At 72.4% G+C, this 17,720-nt stretch carries 13 protein-coding genes; 5 read left to right on the forward strand and 8 right to left on the reverse strand.

The genetic code is table 11. From position 1 onward, the window contains the following. Positions 1 to 85: 85 nt before the first annotated feature. The gene (locus tag M8I34_RS18675) at positions 86 to 544 is read right to left on the reverse strand and encodes a MarR family winged helix-turn-helix transcriptional regulator (protein ID WP_250050556.1); all 459 of its coding nucleotides are present in this window, start codon (positions 542 to 544) and stop codon (positions 86 to 88) included. 93 nt (positions 545 to 637) lie between these two features. Between M8I34_RS18675 and M8I34_RS18680 the strand changes: the two genes are divergently transcribed. Together M8I34_RS18680 and M8I34_RS18685 are read left to right on the forward strand one after the other, a co-directional pair. Further along, complete coding sequence (locus tag M8I34_RS18680) at positions 638 to 991, forward strand: hypothetical protein (RefSeq protein ID WP_250050557.1); 354 nt, start codon at positions 638 to 640, stop codon at positions 989 to 991. Positions 992 to 1,067: 76 nt separating this feature from the next. Beyond that, positions 1,068 to 1,601: a putative immunity protein gene (locus M8I34_RS18685; protein WP_250050558.1), complete on the forward strand. Its 534-nt coding sequence runs from the start codon at positions 1,068 to 1,070 to the stop codon at positions 1,599 to 1,601. Between the two features lie 275 nt (positions 1,602 to 1,876). Here the strand turns inward: M8I34_RS18685 and M8I34_RS18690 are convergent, their stop codons facing one another. Continuing rightward, positions 1,877 to 2,941: a D-alanyl-D-alanine carboxypeptidase family protein gene (locus tag M8I34_RS18690; RefSeq protein ID WP_250050559.1), complete on the reverse strand. Its 1,065-nt coding sequence runs from the start codon at positions 2,939 to 2,941 to the stop codon at positions 1,877 to 1,879. Between the two features lie 580 nt (positions 2,942 to 3,521). Here M8I34_RS18690 and M8I34_RS18695 point away from each other — a divergent pair. After that, positions 3,522 to 4,619, forward strand: a complete 1,098-nt coding sequence (locus M8I34_RS18695; protein WP_250050560.1) for a DUF2637 domain-containing protein — start codon at positions 3,522 to 3,524, stop codon at positions 4,617 to 4,619. A gap of 40 nt (positions 4,620 to 4,659) precedes the next feature. Here the strand turns inward: M8I34_RS18695 and M8I34_RS18700 are convergent, their stop codons facing one another. Then, complete coding sequence (locus M8I34_RS18700; RefSeq protein ID WP_374210934.1) at positions 4,660 to 5,025, reverse strand: ATP-binding protein; 366 nt, start codon at positions 5,023 to 5,025, stop codon at positions 4,660 to 4,662. 392 nt (positions 5,026 to 5,417) lie between these two features. Between M8I34_RS18700 and M8I34_RS18705 the strand changes: the two genes are divergently transcribed. Then, complete coding sequence (locus M8I34_RS18705) at positions 5,418 to 8,582, forward strand: glycoside hydrolase family 38 C-terminal domain-containing protein (protein ID WP_250050561.1); 3,165 nt, start codon at positions 5,418 to 5,420, stop codon at positions 8,580 to 8,582. A gap of 116 nt (positions 8,583 to 8,698) precedes the next feature. On the opposite strand, the gene M8I34_RS18710 is transcribed toward M8I34_RS18705, so the two are convergent. Next, positions 8,699 to 10,441: a pyruvate dehydrogenase gene (locus M8I34_RS18710; protein ID WP_250050562.1), complete on the reverse strand. Its 1,743-nt coding sequence runs from the start codon at positions 10,439 to 10,441 to the stop codon at positions 8,699 to 8,701. A gap of 141 nt (positions 10,442 to 10,582) precedes the next feature. Continuing rightward, positions 10,583 to 12,061: a protein phosphatase 2C domain-containing protein gene (locus tag M8I34_RS41325; protein WP_284050496.1), complete on the reverse strand. Its 1,479-nt coding sequence runs from the start codon at positions 12,059 to 12,061 to the stop codon at positions 10,583 to 10,585. 426 nt (positions 12,062 to 12,487) lie between these two features. Between M8I34_RS41325 and M8I34_RS18720 the strand changes: the two genes are divergently transcribed. After that, on the forward strand, positions 12,488 to 12,970 hold the full coding sequence (locus M8I34_RS18720; RefSeq protein ID WP_244418051.1) for a DUF456 domain-containing protein: 483 nt from the start codon (positions 12,488 to 12,490) through the stop codon (positions 12,968 to 12,970). Positions 12,971 to 13,032: 62 nt separating this feature from the next. Here the strand turns inward: M8I34_RS18720 and M8I34_RS18725 are convergent, their stop codons facing one another. The 3 genes from M8I34_RS18725 to tsaD form a co-directional block, all read right to left on the reverse strand. After that, the gene (locus M8I34_RS18725; protein ID WP_284050497.1) at positions 13,033 to 14,859 is read right to left on the reverse strand and encodes an AlkA N-terminal domain-containing protein; all 1,827 of its coding nucleotides are present in this window, start codon (positions 14,857 to 14,859) and stop codon (positions 13,033 to 13,035) included. Positions 14,860 to 15,085: 226 nt separating this feature from the next. Beyond that, complete coding sequence (gene rsgA / locus M8I34_RS18730) at positions 15,086 to 16,213, reverse strand: ribosome small subunit-dependent GTPase A (protein WP_250050565.1); 1,128 nt, start codon at positions 16,211 to 16,213, stop codon at positions 15,086 to 15,088. Between the two features lie 347 nt (positions 16,214 to 16,560). Further along, the gene (tsaD, locus tag M8I34_RS18735; RefSeq protein ID WP_250050566.1) at positions 16,561 to 17,631 is read right to left on the reverse strand and encodes a tRNA (adenosine(37)-N6)-threonylcarbamoyltransferase complex transferase subunit TsaD; all 1,071 of its coding nucleotides are present in this window, start codon (positions 17,629 to 17,631) and stop codon (positions 16,561 to 16,563) included. Positions 17,632 to 17,720 lie beyond the last annotated feature (89 nt).

Genomic DNA, 17,720 nt, shown 5'->3' on the forward strand with positions numbered 1-17,720 from the left:
GCACACTCCCGCACGAACCGAGGCCGGGCGGGACGGCCGACGGGCCGGCAAACGCAAGGGGCGGGGGGCCTGCCTCGTTTCGCGATCACCCAGGCGACGTACCGCCCGCACGCAGCGTTTCGACGAAGCGCCCGAGAACCGCCGCGAACACGGCCCTCTCCTCGTCGGACCATTCCGACAGCGCCTCTTCCACCTGGTCCACGAGTCGCACCCGGGCTACTTCAACGATGCTCCGCCCCTGTTCCGTGAGCCGGAGCAGCGTGGACCGGGCGTCCGCCGGATCGGCCTCACGCGCCACCAGACCCGCGGTCACCAGGCGGTCCGCGTAACGGGTGGTCGCCGTGCGGTCGATGCCGATCTCCGCGGCGAGTCGGCTGCTGCTCACCGGTTCCATCCGGGCGATCCCGCTCAGCACCGGATAGGTGGTCTCGTTCACGCCGTCCAACTGGTCGACCAGGGCCGAGTACAGGCTCGCTCGCGTACTGCGCCGAAGCAGCAGACCCAAGGAGGCCTCCACGCTTGCCGCTACTGAGGAATCGTTCATGGGCAGATTGTACGTGCCAGCGGCACGCATCTCTGCTACCTTGAGGGAAGCGTGCTGCTGGCACGCAAATCCTCCCACTGAAAGAAGGCCCCCATGTCCACCCTGCCTACCTCCGCGACGTCCGACGCCCAGCAGCAGAACTCGCACCTCACAACGCCCGCCCCCGCCGCCCCGGCCACTCCCGCCCCCCTCACCCCCCAGGACGTCCTTGCCGACGGCCAGGAGCAGGCGGAATTCAACGGAGTGCTCGTCCGCAAGGGGTCCATCGCGGCCTTCATCGGAAACGCCAAGGCCCTGGAGAACCTGGAGCCGGGCACCTCCGAACACGAGGCGGTCGCACAGCAGATCCGCGATCTGAAGCCCGCCCTCGACGCATTGGAGCTCTTCGATGTCGTCGAGATCAAGAACCCGGACGTGGCCGCGCTGCTGGCCTCCGGACCCAGGTAACACCCGGCGGGCGCTCCCGCCGCCGCAGCAGGTCCAGATCTCCGCGCCGATCGGCGACTTGCGGCAAGATGGGGCGGTGCCCACCCAGTCGGAAAAGATCGAGCTGACCCCACACGAACTCCGCGAGATCACGGGATACGCGGCCGAGTGCGCGCGCAGGACACTGTCGATCTTCGAACAGAGCGTTCCTGCCGACCCGCGCCCGCGCGACGCCATCGAAGCCGCACAGGCCTTCGCCGAGGGCGGCCGGCGCACAGCGGCTCTGCGACAGAGCGCATGGGCGGCATACCGCGCGGCACGGGAAGCCGCTTCACCCGCCGCGGCCGACGCGGCACGAGCGGCAAGCCATGCGGCCGCCGCTGCCTACCTTCACCCCTTGGCGGACGCTCATCAGGTGAAACACCTTCTCGGTGCGGCAGCGCATGCGGCACGGGCAGAAGAGCTGGCATCCGGCGAAGACCAACAAGTCACCGCGGGGACCCTTGAACGGGCGCGTCAGCACGCACCCACGGCGGTCACCGCGGTGCTCGGCCGTATGCCCACCGCACCTCCCGGAGGCGGCCGCGTGGGCGAGTTCATTCGCGATCTCGACGCCGCCCTCCGCGCCTGACGGCGATCAGCCACCGGAGGCCCGCAGCGGGATCAACGGGATCCGGGAGAGCCGGAGTACAGCGGTACCCGCGCCGGACACCGCACGCCGTCATGACCGCCACGCACGAACCCCCGCCGGAACAAGCCGGCGGGGGTTCGTCTTCTCACGGTCGCCCTCATGACGCCCAACTCCCCCGACAGTGGGGCCTGTGCGATTGGCGGTGCCGTGGGAGCTGGGTCAGGGGCCGGCGGTGCCGCACGCGGTGTGCGCTCGGCGCCGGGGGCGCTGCCTGCTCAGTGGGCGAAGCCCCAGTCGAGCATCTTGGTGGCGTCGTCGAAGCGGCTCTGGTCGTCCTTGAGGATCGCGCCGACCAGGGTGCGGTTGTCGCGCTCAGCGGCGAAGACGAGGGCGTAGCCCGCCTCCGGGCCGCTGCCCGTCTTGATGCCCAGGGCACCGTCGTAGCTGCTCAGCAGCTTGTTGGTGGTGTCCCAGGTGTAGTACCGGGTGTGGCCGTTGGCCGCCGGGGCCTCGGTCTTGAACTGCTTGTTCTTCACGACGTCGGCGAACACCGGTTGCAGCATGGCGCGCTGGCCGAGCTTGGCCAGGTCGCGGGCGGTGCTGTGGTTGTTGCCGTGCGAGATGCCGTCGAAGCTGTCGAAGTGCGTACCGGTCAAGCCCAGTTGTTGCGCCTCGGCGTTCATCTGGTTCACGAAGTCGGCGATCCGCGCGTCCGTGGTGTCCCCGGAGCCGAGGTTGTCGGCCAGGGCCATCGCGGCATCGTCGCCGGACGGGATCAGCATGGCGTGCAGCAGCTGCTCGACGGTCAGCGTGTCGCCGGTCTGGAGGTCGGCGGTGCTGCCGCCGACCTTCTGGACGTAGTCCCGGTACTCCTGCTTCACCGTGATCTGCCGGTCCAGCCACTCCGGGTGCTTGAGCACCACGATGGCCGTCATGATCTTGGTGGTGCTGGCCATCGACACGCTCTCGTCCGCCTTGGCCCCGCCCCACAGCTCCCGCTCCTGGCTGCCGTCGCGGGCGTCCAGCAGGAAGGCATGGTCGGCGTTGATCTGGGGAGCGGCCTGGTCCTTCGCGTCCTGGGCCTCGGCTGCCTTGTCCTTGACGGCGTGCTGTGACGCCTGGGCAGACTGGAACTGCCGCTGCACGCCCTGCTTCTGACTGGCCGTCGTAGTGGCCCCACTGCCCTGCTGGTCGTTCTCGTCCGCGGAGTGCGTGGCGCCGGGGGTGGCCGCCTCGGCGAGGCCGGCGGCGCTGATCGGCAGGGCGGCACCGACGAGTGCGACCATCGCGATCCGGACTCCGGTGCGGTGTATTCGGTTGGGGCGGGCGTGGGAACCCATGGGGCGTCCGTCCTTCCGGCGAAGGGACGCCGGTGCGTAGGGGAAGTAGCAGAACTCGGTTCATCGTGAATCTACTTGTGCGATGACAGCGACTCAAGCCGGCTATGTCATAGCCGTGTAACGGGGTTCGCCCGGGTGGACGTGTTGCGCAGGTGACTGACGAGTCCCGTGAGGTCGCTCGTGCGCCGCGCTCCGTCAACTCCCTGGGGCGGCATGGGGGCCCCAGCGTTCCCGTCCACCACGCTCGGCAAGCGCCTGGAGATAGGCGGGGTTACCGTCGGCCACGCGGCGGAGACGAAGGCTCGGCCGAGCTATTCGCTACGGGGCGGTCGCCTTGCATCTTTGATCTCGGTAGGGGCTTGATCCTCGGAGACGGGAATCGACGCTCGACGTCGCGCCCCGCGCCACCCGCCAGGGTGATTTCGATCGAACTCAACTTCCCTTCAAGGAACGGTAGTTCGACGCCACGGTGGCTTCATCGCACCCCTTGGCGTCGTCTTATTCCGAATGCCTCGGTTACGGCGACGGCTTCCGCCAGGATGTCGCGGAAATCGCGTACCCGAGGCAAAGGGATCCCAGAATGAGAATGACCGATATATCGCTGGATTGGCTGGTTCCCGGAGCCCTGCTGCTCATCGGCGTGCTGGTGGCCGCGGCACTGGTGGTACGCGGCAGGCGCGCGGCCGCGGCCCGGTCCACCGGTGACGACTCCTGGGAACGCAGCGAGGAGCGGCGCCGCCGCAAGGAGACGGTCTTCGCCTCGGCCTCGTACCTGCTGCTGTTCTGCTGTGCGGCGGTCGCCGCCGCGCTGTCCTTCCACGGGCTGGTCGGCTTCGGCGTACAGAACCTCAACCTCTCCGGGGGCTGGGAGTATCTGGTGCCGTTCGGGCTCGACGGCGCGGCGATGTTCTGCTCCGTGCTCGCCGTGCGGGAGGCCAGCCACGGCGATGCGGCCCTCGGCTCCCGGTTGCTGGTGTGGACGTTCGCGGGCGCGGCGGCGTGGTTCAACTGGGTGCATGCGCCGCGCGGCCTGGACCACGCGGGCGCTCCGCAGTTCTTCGCCGGGATGTCGCTGTCGGCGGCGGTCCTCTTCGACCGGGCGCTCAAGCAGACCCGCCGGGCGGCGCTGCGCGAGCAGGGCCTGGTGCCCCGTCCGCTGCCGCAGATCCGGATCGTGCGCTGGCTGCGCGCGCCCCGGGAGACCTTCGCGGCCTGGTCGCTGATGCTGCTGGAGGGCGTACGGACACTGGACGAGGCGGTCGAGGAGGTCCGCGAGGACCGGCGCGAGAAGGAGCAGAACCGTCTCCGCAGGCGCGAGCAGGGCAAGCTCGACCGGGCCCGCATCAAGGCCATCAACCGGCAGCACCGCGGCTGGGGCCTCGGCCGTGGCGGCGGCCGGCAGCTGGCGGTGACGCAGGCGGTGGCGGCCCCCGCGGAGGTGGCCGGCCCCGACCCCGCCATAGCCGGCGACATCGAGCCGCCGCTCACCGGGGAACTGTCGGTGCGTGCCCCCCGTCCGGCACTCAAAGCCGTGTCCGGCACTGAGGCCGAGGGCGTCGATGCCGCGGCCGGGCCCCGTAGGGCCGTGGATCTCACCGCCGAGGACGACACCCAGACGATTCCGCGTCTGGACTCCCTCGAGGAGAAACTCGCCGAGATCGAACGGCAATTCGGCTGACCGGCGGCGGACCGCGCCCTTCGGCACCCCCGTCCATGGGTCAGGCCGGTCCGCTGCCCAGCTCGAACCAGACGCTCTTGCCGAGGCCTTCGGTACGTATCCCCCACGCGTCGGCCAAGGAGCGCACCAGCATCAGCCCCCTGCCGGAGGTTCCGTCCGTGGTCGGTGTGCGGGGCTCGGGGCGGCCGGGCGCGAAGTCCCTGACCTCCACCCGCAGCCGGTCGCTGACCCTGGCCGTGACGACGGCGCCGCCCTCGGCATGCACCAGGGCGTTGGTGACCAGCTCGCTGGTGAGCAGGGTCGCGAGCTCCGCGAGCTCGCCGCCCCCCGGCGCCGCCCAGCGGTTCAGCAGCTGACGCAGCTCCCTGCGCACCTCACCGACCGCTTTCAGATCCGCATGCCGCACTTTGCGTTCCAGTACACCCGGCGCTCGCGCCGTGACTCCCCCGTTCCGGCTCCCCTCGGCCGTTTCCTGTCTTCTGTCCCGTTCCTCGCGCCGCACAGGCTGACGCATTTTCTCCCCCGCCCCCAACAAACATCGGCGCTCTGCCTCGAACAGCCTCACGGTCAGCATGCCCATCGGATCTGCCGCCATGCTTCCGCGCGCCGGGTCTCAGGGGCACCGGTGCGCGGCCCGCGCGCCGGGTGCGCCGGGTCGTGCCTCAGTGGGTATGCCTGATCCGAGCCAGTCGTGGAGCCCCGGCCGGGAACCGGATGAGCGGGGCATTCCCGGCAACCGCCGGGGCACCCCCGCCCGCGTCCTGGAGACGTCGGGGCGTACGAGCCTGAGGAGCCGCTGTGCACGACGACCGACTGCTGGTGGAGGGGCGCCTGGAGCGGGCGCTGGGGCAGTTCATCAGGCCCGCGCAGTACGCGGCGCGGGTGCCGCTGCGGCTCGCCGTCTGGCATGCGCCGGGGATTGGAGCCTCCCCTGCTCGAGCAAAGTCGAGAGCTTGGGGAACGGTGCCGGTGGGCGAGGCGCTTGTGGCCCCGTACGAGCCGTTCGTGGCCGGTGAGCCCTGGGGCCCGCCGTGGTCCACGAGCTGGTTCCGGCTGGCGGGCGAGGTGCCGCGGGAGTGGGCGGGGCGGCGGGTGGAGGCCGTCATCGACCCCGGCTTCAGCGGCGACGGGCCCGGGTTCCAGGCCGAGGGACTGGTCTATGACGCCGAGGGGGTTCCCCTCAAGGGCATCCATCCGCGCAACCGGCATGTACCCGTCGGCGCGCCGGTCGACGGCGGTGAGGAGGTGCGGCTGCTACTGGAGGCCGCCGCGAATCCGGCGGTGCTGCGGGACTTCCGTCCCACCGGCCTCGGCGATGTACGGACCGCTCCGAACCGGCCGCTGTACCGCTTCGCCTCGGCGGACCTCGCGGTGCTCGACGAGACCGTCTGGCAGCTGGTCCTCGATATCGAGGTGCTCTCCGAGCTGATGCACGAGCTGCCCGCCGACGGCTCGCGCCGGCACGAGATCCTGCGGGCCCTGGAGGACATGCTGGACGCGCTCGATCTGCACGATGTCGGCGGTACGGCGGCCGCGGGCCGGGCCGCACTGGCGGACGTACTGAGCCGCCCGGCCACCGCGAGCGCCCATCGTGTCGTCGCCACCGGCCATGCCCATATCGATTCCGCCTGGCTGTGGCCGCTGCGCGAGACCGTGCGCAAGGCGTCCCGCACCTTCGCCAATGTCACCCAACTGGCCGATGAATACCCCGAGTTGGTGTTTGCCTGCTCCCAGGCGCAGCAGTACGCCTGGGTCAAGGAGCATCAGCCACACATCTGGGAGCGCATCAAGGAAGCTGTCCGCAGGGGCAATTGGGCGCCGGTGGGCTCGATGTGGGTGGAGTCCGACGCCAATATGCCCGGCGGGGAGGCGCTGGCCCGGCAGCTGGTGCACGGCAAACGCTTCTTCCTGGAGGAGCTGGGGGTGGAGACCGAGGAGATCTGGCTGCCGGACTCGTTCGGCTACACCGCCGCGTTCCCGCAGCTGGCGCGGCTGGCCGGCGCGAAGTGGTTCCTGACCCAGAAGCTGTCGTGGAACCAGACGGACAAGATGCCGCACCACACCTTCTGGTGGGAGGGCATCGACGGCACCCGCGTCTTCACCCACTTCCCTCCGGTCGACACCTACAACTCCCGCCTGCACGCCGCCGAACTCGCCCACGCCGAACGCAACTTCGCGGACAAGGGCCGCGCCACCCGCTCCCTGGTGCCCTTCGGCTGGGGCGACGGCGGGGGCGGACCGACCCGCGAGATGCTGGAGCGGGCCCGCCGGATCCGCTCCCTGGAGGGCTCACCGCGGGTCGGGATCGAGCCGCCGGCCCGGTTCTTCGAGGCCGCCCATGAGGAGTACGGGGCCGCGGCGCCGGTCTGGTCGGGTGAGCTGTACCTCCAGTTCCACCGCGGTACGTACACCTCGCAGGCGAAGACCAAGCAGGGCAACCGCCGCAGTGAACATCTGTTGCGCGAGGCGGAGTTGTGGGCCGCGACGGCGGCGGTACGGGCGGGCGACGGCGGGTACGTCTACCCGTACGACGCCCTCGACCGCCTCTGGAAGACCGTGCTGCTGCACCAGTTCCACGACATCCTGCCGGGGTCGTCCATCGCCTGGGTCCACCGCGAGGCCCGCGACACCTATGCGGCGGTCGCGGCCGAACTGACCGGGATCATCGAGACGGCGCTCGGGGCACTGGCGGGGAGCGAGGCGGTGCCCGACGGGGTGCCGACGGTGTTCAACGCCTCGCCCTACGACCGGGACGAGATCGTGGCGCTCCCGGGGCCGGGGCCGGGGCCGGACGAGCCGACCCGGGTCGCGGTGCATGTCCCCGCGCTGGGTTCGGCGGCCGTCCGTCCGCCCGGCCCGGACTCCGTCACTCCGCCGCCCGCGCCCGTCCGGGCGGACACCGGCGCCGAGGGCACCCTCACGCTCGACAACGGGCTGCTGCGGGTGACGGTCGACGCCGACGGCCTGCTGGCCTCCGTGCGCGATCTGCACGCCGGCCGGGAGGTGCTGGCGCCGGGCGCCCGGGGCAATCTGCTGCAACTGCACCCCGACCACCCCAACAAGTACGACGCCTGGGACCTCGACGGGCACTACCGCCACCGGCACACCGATCTGACCGACGCCGAGTCCGTCGAGCTGGCCGCGGCCGGGCCGCTGTCCGGGACGGTGCGGGTGACCAGGGCGTTCGGCGCGTCCCGGATCACCCAGGAGCTGACCCTGCGGGCGGGCTCGCACCGCCTCGACATCACCACCGACATCGACTGGCACGAGTCGGAGAAGGTCCTCAAGGCCGCCTTCCCGCTGGATGTCCACGCCGAACGGTCCACCTCCGAGGTGCAGTTCGGGCACGTACACCGCCCCACCCACACCAACACCAGCTGGGACGCGGCCCGTTTCGAGATCTGTGCGCACCGCTGGCTGCGGGTCGCCGAGCCGGGCTACGGCATCGCCCTGCTCAACGACTCGACGTACGGGCACGACGTCACCCGCAGCCCGCACCCCGGGGGTCTGGGCACGACGGTCCGGCTGACGCTGCTGCGCGCCCCGCACAGCCCCGACCCCGAGACCGACCAGGGCACCCACCGCTTCAGCTACGCCCTGCTGCCGGGCGCCGGGACCGGCGACGCGGTGGCCGAGGGGTTGGCCCTCAACCTGCCCTTGCGGACCGCCACCGCGCCGCCCGTCCCCCCGCTGGTCCGCGTCGACCACCCGGCCCTCACCGTCGAGTCGGTCAAGCTCGCCGAGGACCGCAGCGGCGATGTGGTGGTACGGCTGTACGAGTCCCGCGGCGGCCGCGCCACCGGCACGCTCTCCCCCGGCTTCCCGGTCGAACGGGCCACCGTGACCGACCTGTTGGAACGGCCGCTGCACGAGGAGGAGGAAGGGCCGACCTCGGATGTGACGGTGGAGCTGCGCCCGTTCCAGATCCTGACACTGCGGCTGCGGCCTCAGCGTCCGGCCTAGGTCTGAGCTGCCTCCGGGCAACCGGCTGCGAAGGGTCGGCCTGCCTCCGGACTTGTTTCCGGCCTGGTGAGGCAGGGTGACCCGGCTCCGGGCCGGCTGCGCAGGGGCGGCCCGGCCTACACCCGGGGGATGTTCCGCAGGTTGGAGCGGGCCAGCTGGAGCATCCGGCCGACGCCGCCGTCCAGCACGATCTTGCCGGCCGACAGGGCGAAGCCGGACACCATCTCGGCGCTGATCTTCGGCGGGATGGACAGGGCGTTGGGGTCGGTGACCACATCGACCAGCGCCGGGCCCTTGTGCTTGAAGGCCTCGCGCAGTGCGCCGCGCAGGTGCTTGGGCTTCTCCACCCGGATGCCGTGCGCCCCGGCCGCGCGGGCGATGGCCGCGAAGTCCGGGTTCCGGTTGGTGGTGCCGTACGACGGCAGTCCGGAGACCAGCATCTCCAGCTCCACCATGCCCAGTGAGGAGTTGTTGAACAGCACCACCTTCACCGGCAGGTCGTACTGGACCAGGGTGAGGAAGTCGCCCATCAGCATGGAGAATCCGCCGTCGCCCGACATGGAGACGACCTGGCGCTTGCGGTCGATGAACTGGGCGCCGATCGCCTGCGGCAGCGCGTTGGCCATCGAGCCGTGGCTGAACGAACCGATCACCCGGCGGCGGCCGTTGGGGGTGAGATAGCGCGCCGCCCAGACGTTGCACATACCGGTGTCGACCGTGAAGATCGCGTCGTCGGCGGCCTCCTCGTCCAGGAGGGAGGCGACGAACTCGGGGTGGATCGGGACATGCTTCTCGACATTGCGGGTGTAGGCCTTGACCACGCCCTCCAGCGCGTCGGCGTGCTTCTTCAGCATCCGGTCCAGGAACTTGCGGTTCTGCTTCGGCCGGACCTTGGGGATCAGACCGCGCAGCGTCTCCCGGACATCGCCCCAGACGGCCAGGTCGAGCTTGGTGCGGCGGCCCAGGTGTTCGGGCCGGACATCGATCTGGACGATCTTGTTGTTGTCGGGCAGGAACGCGTTGTACGGGAAGTCCGTGCCGAGCAGGATCAGCAGATCGCACTCGTGGGTGGCCTCGTAGGCCGCGCCGTAGCCGAGCAGTCCGCTCATGCCCACGTCGTAGGGGTTGTCGTACTGGATCCACTCCTTGCCGCGCAGCGCGTGGCCGACCGGGGACTTCACCCGCTCGGCGAACTCCATCACCTCGGCATGGGCGCCCGCCGTGCCGCTGCCGCAGAACAGCGTGACCTTGTCGGCCTCGTCGATCATCCGGGCCAGCTTGTCGATCTCGGCGTCTCCGGGGCGTACGGACGGACGCGAGGTGACCAGGGCATGTTCGATCGCCCGCTCGGGGGCCTGCTGGGCTGCGATATCGCCGGGGAGGGAGACGACCGCGACCCCGCTCTGTCCGATGGCGTGCTGGATCGCGGTCTGGAGCACCCGCGGCATCTGCTGGGTGCTGGAGATCAGCTCGCTGTAGTGGCTGCACTCGGCGAACAGCCGGTCGGGGTGGGTCTCCTGGAAGTAGTTGGTGCCGATCTCGCTGGAGGGGATCTGGGACGCCAGGGCGAGGACCGGGGCCATCGAGCGGTGGGCGTCGTACAGGCCGTTGATGAGGTGCAGATTGCCGGGGCCGCAGGAGCCGGCGCAGGCCGCGAGCGAGCCGGTGAGCTGCGCTTCCGCCCCGGCGGCGAAAGCGGCGACCTCCTCGTGCCGGACCTGGATCCAGTCGATCGCGGAGTTGCGGCGGATGGCGTCCACCACCGGGTTGAGGCTGTCGCCGACGACGCCGTAGAGCCGCTGTACCCCCGCCCGCACGAGGATGTCCACGAACTGCTCGGCCACGGTCTGCTTCGCCATGTCGCTGTCGCTCCTTCGACGGGTGAGTGGCAGCCCGCCGCCGAGGTCGGGGCCGCACTCCCATGAACCCATGGGACGCCCCGGCGCGCCTCCGCTGTGCGGTCCCGCCGGTCCGCGGTCCGGGTCCACCCGTTCCCGGCGCTACGACTCCCACACCCCGACGGCCGTACGGTCCTTCGGGTGGCCCTCGACCCGCAGTTGCGCGGCGTCGAGGACATCCACCAGGCCCGGCGGTTCGGCGGCGGACCACCGGTCGGCCAGCCGGGCGGCGAACGCGGGCTCCTCCCGCAGCGGCTCGGCGAGACCGGAGCTGCACAGCAGCAGGGTGTCCCCCGGACGGGCGAAGGCCGTCCGGAAGAGGAACGGCTCGGGCCGCACCGCGCTCTCGGCCGGGTACGCGCCGTGCGGCGGGCCGGAGGCGGGACGGGGCAGGCCGGCGGTGTCGTCGTCCGCTGCCTCCCCGGAGACGTGGTCCGTGGAAGGCTCCAGGTCCTGCCAGGCGCCGTCGCGCAGGAGGAAGAGGCCGCCCGCGCCGACGCCGAAGAACACCCGCGTACGGCAGTCCGGATCGGCGGGCAGCAGCAGACAGCGCAGTGCGGCCGGGTACTGCGGCGGTGCGACGCCACGCTCGGGAGCCCGGCCGCGCAGCTTGCCGTGGCTGCGGTCGGTGAGCCGCTGGAGCCCGGATTTGAGGGCGCCGCGACGGTCCGTCCGGATGTCCTCCGCCAGTCGGGTGTAACTGCGGCCGACCGCACCGCCGATCCAGGTGCAGGCGTCCCGGGCGGCGCGGTGGGCGCCCTCGGCGGCCGACCGGCCCGTGGCGACGGCGACCAGGAGCAGGGCGTGCCGGCCGGCCCCGAAGCGGGCGGTGAGCAGCGCATCACGGCGTACGTCACCGCGGCGGCGGGCGGCGTCGCCGCGGTGTGAGACGGCACGCAGGGTCAGCGTGCCGTACCGGCCGCCGTCCAGCGTGGTGTCGGGCACCAGGTCGTCCAGCGCGGCCGCGTCGGCGGCGGGAAGTTCGCCGGGTTCAGCACCGTAGGAGGGCGGCCGGTCACCGGGGAGGCGGGTGGTGGCGGGCGGTGGGGTGTCCTGGGGGGTGCGTGGGGGCGGGGTGGCTTGCTGGTCGGGGGCCCGCCTGTCGGGGGAAGGGTTGCCGGCGGAGAAGTAGTCGGTGGAGGCGCGGTCGGCGGAGGGGCGGTCGGTGGAGGGACGGTCGCCGGAGAGGTAGTCGGCGGAGGGGCGGTCGGTGGGCGTCGCGCGGGTGGCGGGCCCGGTGGACCGGAGCGGGATCGGTGCCGAGGGCTCGGGCGGGGGCGGTGCGTGGCGGGCCGGTGGGGGCGGTACGGGGCGGGCCGGCGGTGACCACGGTTTCTGGGCGGCCGGGCCGGGAGCCGGGGGCTCTTCCGGTGCCGGATCGGCCCAACGCGGCGCTCCCAGCGCACGCAGCGCCGACTCGACCCGGTCATCGAGGGTGTCCGGGGCGTCGGACGGCCCGGCATCGCACACCGCGCCGCGCGCCGGGGCGTCCCCGCCCGCGCGCTCGCCCTCGCTGCCGTCGCCGTACAACTGCCGCCACCAGTCGTCCTCGTGGCCGCGCTCGGCTCCCTGCTGATTCATGCGCCGTATTGTCCCTGGACGGCCGCGGCCGAAACAGGGCGCGTAAGAGCGTCCGCCGGGCGGCCGGCAGCCCACGGGTGACCGCACGGCCGGGTCCAGAGGTCCGTGCAGGTGATGAGCGCGGGCCACGGGCACGGCGGGCCGAATTGCCGTGGGTGCCGGTCAGTTCGGCCTGCGGCGTGACCGTTCGCCGGGTGACACGGGAGGGGCGGGGCTGACGGCGGGGCGCCCCCGGCCCGGCCGGCCGGCAAGCGCTTCCGGGTCCCGTCCGGCACGCTGGGCCCATGAGAGTGTGCAGCGAACGAGCCGTCACAGGGCGTGCGGGCGCCGGGAGCGAGACCGGTGCGTGAGCGAGTGCGGCGAGCGGGCCATGCGCAGGTGCCTGGCCCGCGAAGGCGAGCCGGCCGAGCGAAGTGAGGCCTACGCATGGGTGTGTGGCAGCTGGTCGCGGTCGGCCTGGTCATGCTGCTCGGGCTGCTCGGGGTGCTGGTGCCCGGCATCCCCGGACCGCTGATCGTGTGGGCGGGCGTGGTGTGGTGGGCGCTGTCCGAGAAGACCTCCCTCGCCTGGGTGGTGCTCATGGGTGCCACCACCGTGCTGCTCCTCAACCAGACGCTGAAGTGGCTGCTGCCGGTCCGCAACCTGCGGGCCGCGGGCGCGCCGTACCGGACGCTGTTCCTGGCGGGGGTGGCCGGCATCGTGGGGTTCTTCCTGATCCCGGTCGTCGGGGGCCCGCTGGGTGCCGTCGGCGGCCTCTATCTGCTGGAGCGGGTCCGGCTCGGCAGCCGCGGCGATGCCGGGGCCTCGACCCGTACGGTCATGCGCGCCATCGGACTGAGCGTGCTGATCGAGCTGTTCGCCTGCCTGCTGGTCGTCGGCGCCTGGACCGGAGCGGTGGTGGCGGGATGAGGGGTCAGTCACCACGAGCGGCCGGCTGAGGCGTTACCAGGAGCGGACGGCAGCGGCGCGCGCTACCAGGAGCTGCCGGCCGCGGCGTGGACGGGCGGGTCCGACATCACGGACCCCTCCCGCACGCCGCGCGGCTCCGGCTCCCGCTCGGGCCCGGGCTCCCGCGGCGTCTCCCCCGTAAGCATCTCCCCCGCCGGCAGCAGCCCGGCGTTCCACAGGTGGTGCAGGGCGTACGCGCCCCAGGGCCGCCATGCGGCGGCCGGGCCCATCGTCCCGTGCCCGTCCCGCTCCTGGCCGCTTCCGTACCCGTCCCGCTCCGGGCCGCTCCCGTGCGCCGCCGCCCCCACATCCGGGTCGCCCAGTGCCCGCATCCTGATGTACGCGGCCGCCCTCGGGCCGACACCGGGCAGTGCGGCCAGCGCCCGCTCGGCGGCGCCACGGTCAGCGCCCGCGTCCAGCAGGACCGCACCATCCGCGAGCGCGAGGCACAGGCTGCGCACCGGCTCCGCGACCTGTGCGCCGGTCAGTTCTGCGGGCGCCGGGAAGAGGTGGGTGAGCCCGCCGTCGGCCGCGTCCAGCGGTTTGCCGTACCTGCGCACCAGTGCGGCGGCGCGTTCAGGCGGGCCGCCGAGCACCGTCCGTACGGCCAGTTCCTCGGGGTCCGCGGCGCCGGGTGAGCGCAGCCCCGGCCGCTCGGCCACCAGCGGACGGAGCAGCGGGTCGGCACCGAGCCGCTCGGCGACCGCATACGGGTCGGCATCCAGGTCGAACAGCCGGCGGATCCGCTGCACGGCCGTCGACAGATCCCGCAGATCGGTCAGTCGCAGCCGGCACTCCAGCCAGCCGCCGTCCGTCCCGCGCGCCGCCGGGCACACCAGGCCCGCCGGTGGCCGGCGCCGCCCGCGCGGCCCGGTGGGCTCGTCGACCTCGGCGATCCCGCTGCCGTGGGTGAGCCGCAGCGTACGGCGGTAGGTGCGCCCGCCGCGCGGCCCGCGCACCTCCTCGACGCCGTCCACCGCCCGCACCTGGAGAAAGTCGAAGATCTCGGCCGCCGCGTACGGTCCGCGGTAGGCCAGCCGCAGCGGAATCCCGGCGGGCGCCGGGCCACCGTCGGGCCCGGCTCCCGGCCCGGTATCCACCCCGACCCCGACCCCGGCCCCGGCCCCGGCCCCGGCGGTACGACGGACGGCGGCGGCGCCACGTCCCGCACCGGACCCGTGCCCCTCGCCGGACCCATGCCCCGCGCCGGACCCGCACCTCGCGCTCTCGGCCCCACGCCGCGCGGCCGCCGTACGCCCGGCCCCCGCGCGCCCGGCCGTCGCACGCCCGCCCATGGCCGTCGCCGCCCGCAGCTCACTGGGCGTCCCCGCGTAGATCTCCCGCATCGTGTCGTTGAACTGCCGGATACTGGCGAACCCGGCCGCGAACGCCAGCTCGGTGACGGGCAGTGTGGTGGTCTGAAGCAGCACCCGCGCGGTGTGCGCCCGGCGGGCCCGCGCCAGCGCCACCGGCCCCGCGCCGAGCTCCGCGGTCAGCTGCCGCTGTACCTGGCGTGCGCTGTACCCCAGCCGCCTGGCAAGCCCGCCGACCCCCTCCCGGTCGACGACTCCGTCCCCGATGAACCGCATGGCCCGGCCGACCAGGTCGGCGCGCACATTCCACTCGGCGGACCCCGGCACGGCGTCCGGCCGGCACCGACGGCAGGCCCGGAACCCGCCCGCCTGCGCGGCGGCGGCCGACGGGAAGAACCGCACATTCACCCGCTTGGGAGTGACCGCGGGACAGCTCGGCCGGCAGTAGATGCCGGTCGTCACCACCGCGAAGAAGAATTCCCCGTCGAACCGCGCGTCCCGGCTGGACACCGCTTCGTACCTGGTCTCGTCGTCCATCACCCCTTCAGTCTGCGTCGCGCCCGGCGCCCCGGCTGGCGGAAATCGGACATGGCGCTCTCCCGGGGCGGGCGGCGGTCCCCAGGGCGGATGGCCTTCCCCAGAGCTGATGGCCTTCCCCGGGACGGACAGCCTTCCCGGGGCATGGGCGAGCGGGAGAGCAGAGGAGCGCCGGCCCGACACCGCCCCTCCCCCGCTCCCCGACTCACCCCCACCCCACCTCACCTCACCTCTGCGGCCCCCGCTTCCGCTCCATCATGTGGCGCCCCAGGGCCTGCTTCTGCTTCCAGTCCCGGCGGATCTCGGCCCGCAGCCGGGCATCCGTCTTCGCCACGATGCGCTGGTTCTCCCGCAGCAGCTTGCGGTAGCTCTCCAGCCGGCGCACGGGCAACTCCCCGTTCTCGGCCGCCTCTTGCACCGCACAGCCGGGCTCCGCCTCGTGCGCACAGTCATGGAAGCGGCACTCCTCGGCCAGCGACTCGACATCCGAGAACGTCCGGGCCAGTCCGGTCCCCGCGTCCCACATCCCGACGCCGCGCAGCCCTGGTGTATCGATCAGCACTCCGCCGCCGGGCAGCGCCCGCAGATCCCGAGTGGTCGTGGTGTGCCGGCCCTTGCCGTCCCGGTCGCGGATCGCCTGCACCAGCTGCACCTCCTCACCGAGCAAGGCATTGGCCAGCGTGGACTTGCCCGCACCGGACTGCCCCAGCAGTACGGACGTGCCCCCCGCGAGCACCGCGGCGAGCACATCGAGCCCGTCCCCGGTCGCCGAGCTGACCGCCAGCACCTGCACTCCGGGAGCCGCGGACTCGGCATCCGCGACGAGATACGCCAGCCCGTCCGGCTCCCCCGCCAGATCCGCCTTGGTCAGCGCCACCAGCGGCTGCGCGCCGCTCTCCCAGGCCAGCGAGACGAACCGTTCGATACGCCCGAGATCCAGCGCATCGGCCAGCGACACCGCGATCACGGCATGGTCGACGTTCGCCGCGAGGATCTGCCCCTCGGAGCGCTTGGAGGAAGCGGACCGCAAGAACGCCGTACGCCGCGGCAGCAACGCCCGTACGACACCGTCGAGATGGTCGCCGGTCAGCCCGTTCTCCGGGTCGATCACGGCCCAGTCACCGGTGCACGGCACCCGCATCGGGTCACTGGTCGCCACCAGCGCGGTATCCGCCAGCAGCGTGCGGATGCTCTCGCCGTCGGGCACGACGACATCCACCCGCCCGCGATCCACGCGGACGATACGGCCGGGCACGAACCCCTGCCCGGCATAGGGGGTGAATCTCTCCGCGAACCCGTCGTCCCAGCCATAGCCGGTGAACGGGTGCGCAGCAGAAAGATCGAGGTCGAACAACGGGATGACCCTTCAGGAAGAGCGGTCCCGGCCGCGTGCGCCGTGCGCACGAAGAAGTGAGGTCGAGTCAGCCGGAGACCACGGGAATGGGAGTGATGATCTTCTGGATGCGGGCAGCGCCCATCGCAGCGACAGTCATCAGTACTCACCTCCCGTATTCCTCAACGGCCAACTACGGCGGCCCGGGGCCTCCGTCGCGAACAGGGCAACCGTATGCCGACCCGGTACGGCAGCGCCAACCCTTTTTCCGGCTTTCCGGCGCCCTCTTCCTCGGAGCATCCTCTTCCTCTGAGCGCCCTCTCCCTCAGCGCGCCCTCTTCCTCGGCGCACCGTCATCCACCGCGCCGTCAGGACACCTTCACGGCCGCGGTACGGGCGACCGGATGCAGCGCCGCGTGGTCCAGGGGCGCCGACGGGTCGATCGAGACGTCCAGCGGGGCCGGTTCGGCTCCTGCCCGGACCAGCAGGTCTCCGATGGCGGCGATCATCGCGCCGTTGTCCGTGCACAGCCGCAGCGGGGGCACCCGCAGGGTGATGCCGGCGGCGGCGCACCGTTCCTCCGCCAGGCTCCGGACGCGGGAGTTGGCGGCGACCCCGCCGACCACGACGAGAGTGCCGACCCCGTTCGCGGTGCAGGCGGCCACCGCCTTACGGGTCAGCACATCGGCGACCGCCTCCTGGAGCGACGCCGCGCCGTCCGCCACCGGCAGCACCTGACCACGATGCCGCTCCGCCCACCGTGCGGCGGCGGTCTTGAGGCCCGAGAACGAGAAGCCGTACGGATCATCGCGCGGCCCGGTCAGCGGCCGGGGAAAGGCCACGGCGCGGGCATCGCCCGTACGCGCGGTCCGGTCGATGGCCGGCCCACCGGGGTAGGGCAGGCCGAAGACCCGGGCGACCTTGTCGAAGCACTCGCCGGCGGCGTCGTCCAGGGTGTCGCCGAGGTGCACGATGCGGTCGCGGGCCAGGTCACGGACGAGCAGCAGCGAGGTGTGGCCGCCGGAGACGATCAGCACCACGCAGGGGTCGGGCAGCGGGCCGTGGGCGAGGGTGTCGGCGGCGACATGGCCGGCCAGGTGGTGCACGCCGTACAGCGGCACGTCCAGCGCATACGCCAGGCTCTTCGCACCGGCCAGACCGACCTGGAGCGCACCGGAGAGCCCCGGGCCGGTCGTCACCGCGACCGCCCCGATGTCGGACATCCGCAGCCCGGCCTCCTCCAGCGCCCGGTGCACCACCGGGGTGAACGAGTGAACATGGGCGCGGGCGGCGATCTCCGGCACCACTCCGCCGAACCGGGCGTGCTCGTCCATGCTCGACGCCACGGCATGCCCCAGCAGCCGGCCGTCCCGCACCAGGCCGGCGCCCGTCTCGTCACAGGACGACTCGATGCCCAGCACCACGGGTGTCCCACGCATGCCGCTCTCCTCTCGCGCACTGACCAGCGTTAAATGCTGCTGGTTCGTAACTGCGAAGGATAGGCAATAAGGCGCGCGGGCGGACCGTC

Source organism: Streptomyces sp. MCA2 (genome assembly GCF_023544705.1).
Taxonomy (GTDB): domain Bacteria; phylum Actinomycetota; class Actinomycetes; order Streptomycetales; family Streptomycetaceae; genus Streptomyces; species Streptomyces decoyicus.

Excerpts from the sequence above, each read along its gene's own strand:
- M8I34_RS18675 (WP_250050556.1), bottom strand. The coding sequence starts at position 544 with ATGAACGATTCCTCAGTAGCGGCAAGCGTGGAGGCCTCCTTGGGTCTG.
- M8I34_RS18680 (WP_250050557.1), top strand. The coding sequence starts at position 638 with ATGTCCACCCTGCCTACCTCCGCGACGTCCGACGCCCAGCAGCAGAAC.
- M8I34_RS18690 (WP_250050559.1), bottom strand. The coding sequence starts at position 2,941 with ATGGGTTCCCACGCCCGCCCCAACCGAATACACCGCACCGGAGTCCGG.
- M8I34_RS18695 (WP_250050560.1), top strand. The coding sequence starts at position 3,522 with ATGAGAATGACCGATATATCGCTGGATTGGCTGGTTCCCGGAGCCCTG.
- M8I34_RS18710 (WP_250050562.1), bottom strand. The coding sequence starts at position 10,441 with ATGGCGAAGCAGACCGTGGCCGAGCAGTTCGTGGACATCCTCGTGCGG.
- M8I34_RS41325 (WP_284050496.1), bottom strand. The coding sequence starts at position 12,061 with ATGAATCAGCAGGGAGCCGAGCGCGGCCACGAGGACGACTGGTGGCGG.
- M8I34_RS18720 (WP_244418051.1), top strand. The coding sequence starts at position 12,488 with ATGGGTGTGTGGCAGCTGGTCGCGGTCGGCCTGGTCATGCTGCTCGGG.
- M8I34_RS18725 (WP_284050497.1), bottom strand. The coding sequence starts at position 14,859 with ATGGACGACGAGACCAGGTACGAAGCGGTGTCCAGCCGGGACGCGCGG.
- tsaD (WP_250050566.1), bottom strand. The coding sequence starts at position 17,631 with ATGCGTGGGACACCCGTGGTGCTGGGCATCGAGTCGTCCTGTGACGAG.